The organism is Streptomyces sp. SID11385, from assembly GCF_010548245.1.
GTDB lineage: Bacteria > Actinomycetota > Actinomycetes > Streptomycetales > Streptomycetaceae > Streptomyces.
The window spans coordinates 1-243 of the sequence record NZ_JAAGLR010000275.1; the positions used below are offsets into that span (position 1 = coordinate 1).

1 protein-coding gene is annotated in these 243 nt (G+C 70.4%); it reads left to right on the plus strand.

All coding sequences use genetic code 11. The features are described from left to right. On the plus strand, positions 1-227 hold a 227-nt coding region (locus tag G3I42_RS08245; RefSeq protein ID WP_164283820.1), incomplete at its 5' end, for an agmatine deiminase family protein. Between the last annotated feature and the right edge of the window lie 16 nt (positions 228-243).

The window sequence follows — 243 nt, forward strand, 5'->3', positions numbered from 1 at the left end:
GGGACGAGGAGGGCCACTGGGTCGACTACTCCTACATCAACCACTACGTCTGCAACGGCGGCGTCGTGCTGTGCGGCTTCGACGACCCCCGCGACGAGATCGCGGCGGGCATCTTCCGCCGCCTGTACCCCGGACGCACCGTCACGCTGGTCGACGCCCGCACGATCTTCGCGGGCGGCGGCGGCATCCACTGCATCACCCAGCAGCAGCCCGCGGTCCCCGGCTGACCGACGCATCCGGTAG